Here is a 2746-nt window from a genome sequence, read left to right on the forward strand (position 1 = left end):
GGGGTGAAGTGATGGCGGTCGGTGCACATCTTCTTCTGGTGGACGACGACGCGGACCTGCTGCGTCTTCTCTCCATGCGCCTGGAAGCCAATGGCTACAAGGTGACAGCCGTGAGCAGCGCGGAGGCGGCGCTGGCGCATATCGCGATGGAACTGCCTGCCATGGTAATCAGCGACATCCGCCTGCCGGGCCGCGACGGCATGGCCCTGTTCCAGCAGATTCGCAAACAATTCTCAGCCCTGCCCGTGATCTTGCTGACGGCGCATGGCACCATTCCTGATGCGGTGGAAGCGACGTCGCTGGGCGCCTATGCCTACCTGACCAAGCCTTTTGACGCCAAGGTGCTGCTGGACCGCATCGGCCAGGCCCTGAGCCTGAGCGCGCCGAGCGTGGTGCAGTCGCGCAGCGACGAATTCTGGCGGGAAGAAATCATCAGCCGCAGCCAGTCGATGGCGGAGCTGCTGGCGGAGGCCAAGCTGGTGGCGGTGTCCGAAGCCAGTGTGCTGATCCGCGGCGAAAGCGGCACCGGGAAGGAACTGCTGGCGCGCGCCATCCATCGTGCTTCGCGCCGCGCCAAGGCGCCCTTCATTGCCGTCAATTGCGGCGCGATTCCGGAGCAGCTGCTGGAGTCCGAACTGTTCGGCCATGTGAAGGGTTCCTTCACCGGCGCGGTGGCCAGCCGCGAAGGCCTGATCCAGGCTGCCGATGGGGGCACGCTGTTCCTCGACGAGATCGGCGATATGGCCCTGCACCTGCAGGTCAAGCTGTTGCGCGTGCTACAGGAGCGCGTGGTGCGCCAGGTAGGTTCGGATGCCGGCCGGCCGGTCGATGTGCGCGTGCTGTCCGCCACCCACCGCGACCTGGAGCAGGCCATGCTGGAGGGCCAGTTCCGCGAAGACCTTTACTACCGCTTGAACGTGATCACGCTGACCTTGCCGCCTTTGTCACAACGCCGCGAGGACATCGGCCTGCTGGCCACCCAGTTCCTGCAAATGCTGGCCACGAAGTACCAGAAGATGGTCAACGGCTTTGCACCGGACGCGCTGGAAGCGCTCACCCGCGCCGCCTGGCCCGGCAATGTGCGCCAGCTGTACAACGTGGTGGAGCATGTCTGCGCGCTGGCCACCGCGCCCATCGTGCCGCTGACACTGGTGCAGCGCGCCCTGCGCGTTCCGACACTGGAAGTGCTCAGCTATACCGAAGCCAAGCAGCGCTTCGAGCGCAATTATCTGGTCCAGTTGCTGAAACTGACGGATGGCAATGTGGCGGATGCCGCGCGTCTGGCCGAGCGCAACCGCACCGAGTTTTATCGCCTGCTGCAGAAATACGACCTCAACGCGGCCCAGTTCCGCTCTGATCTGACCCCTGTCGCTGAGGAGCGACAAGAATAAGCCCTTTCAAATCAAGCACTTGCCAATACAGCCCCTGGACCTGTCGCTCCCCGGCGACAGGTTATATCCCCGAAGCATTGCTTGTCAGAACGTTTAAATCTTAACTCTTTGATTTTATTGAATTTGCAAGAGCTGGCACGGCGCTTGCAATAGTCTGGGTAACGTCCCAGGGCGTCCTTTTTGACTCATAAATGGAGATAGACCATGACGAAAACCAAACTGATCGCTTCCCTGATCACCGCAGCTACCCTGTCCGCAGCCTCGCTGACCGCATTCGCTCAGCAAGATGGCGCGATGGCAGGCGCCGTCGCCGCTAGCTCTGATACCGCGCTGACCGCCAAAGTGAAGTCCGCGCTGGCTGACCAGAAGCAAATCAGCGTGACGATCGCGCAAGGCGTGGTGACTCTGAGCGGCTCGGTGGCCAGCACTGATGAAGGCACCAAAGCGATCCAGGCTGCATCCGCTGTGGCAGGCGTGAAAGAGGTCAAGAGCGAGCTGACCGTCGCCGCCAAGTAAAGTTCCCCCGTAGTACCCGCAGTAAGCAGTACGTGAGAGAGTAGTAGAAGTACCTCCCCTTCAAACGGGCGACATCTTCGGATGTTGCCCGCTTTTTTTTAAACCGGAAGGGTTGGTGGCAGCCACGCTGTGGCAGCCACCTGTTTGACGCCGCGGACTTCGAATGGGGTGGCTGGCACATCGTGCCTGCCACCTGCTTCTGCCGTGGGTTCAGGAAAGGTTTTCGAGGCGGATACGGGTAACCTTGCCGACCACCGTTTCCAGCGCCTCCATCTTCGCCATTGCCGCAGCTACATTCTTCTCCTGCGTCTGGTGCGTCAGCATGATGATATCGGTGTGCGTCTCACCCTCAGCCGGTTCCTTCTGCATCATCGCGTCGATGGAAATACCGGCATCGGCCAGGATACGGGTCAGCTCAGCCAGCACGCCCGGACGGTCCGCCACATGCATGCGCAGGTAGTAGCTAGTGGTCACTTCCGCCATCGGCAGGATCTTGATATCGGTCAGCGCATTCGGCTGGAAAGCCAGGTGCGGCACGCGGTGCTCAGGATCGGCCGTCGCCAGGCGGGTAATATCCACCAGATCCGCAATCACCGCCGAAGCGGTCGGCTCCGCGCCTGCGCCCTTACCGTAGTACATGGTGGCGCCGATCGCATCGCCCTGCACCAGCACCGCATTCATCGCCCCTTCCACATTGGCGATCAGGCGCTTGGCCGGGATCAGGGTCGGGTGCACGCGCAGTTCGATGCCTTCCGAACCGTTGACGCGGGTGCGCTTGGCGATGCCCAGCAGCTTGATGCGATAGCCCAGCTGCTCGGCGTACTTGATGTCCACCGCTT

Annotated in this window: 3 protein-coding genes; 2 read left to right on the forward strand and 1 reads right to left on the reverse strand. The window is 61.9% G+C overall.

Annotated elements, in window-relative coordinates:
• Window positions 1-11: 11 nt before the first annotated feature.
• Together AB4Z11_RS28695 and AB4Z11_RS28700 are read left to right on the forward strand one after the other, a co-directional pair.
• Entirely contained in the window at window positions 12-1391 is a 1380-nt protein-coding gene (locus AB4Z11_RS28695; RefSeq protein WP_442029230.1) for a sigma 54-interacting transcriptional regulator, read from the forward strand.
• A 204-nt stretch (window positions 1392-1595) separates the two neighbouring features.
• A complete protein-coding gene (locus AB4Z11_RS28700) occupies window positions 1596-1907 on the forward strand; it encodes a BON domain-containing protein (protein WP_442029228.1) in 312 nt (103 codons plus the stop codon).
• 210 nt (window positions 1908-2117) lie between these two features.
• Here AB4Z11_RS28700 and AB4Z11_RS28705 read toward each other — a convergent pair.
• A partial coding sequence (locus AB4Z11_RS28705) for a homoserine dehydrogenase (RefSeq protein ID WP_442029229.1) occupies window positions 2118-2746 on the reverse strand: 629 nt, incomplete at its 5' end.

Source organism: Pseudoduganella sp. RAF53_2 (assembly GCF_052113985.1).
Lineage (GTDB): Bacteria > Pseudomonadota > Gammaproteobacteria > Burkholderiales > Burkholderiaceae_D > Rugamonas.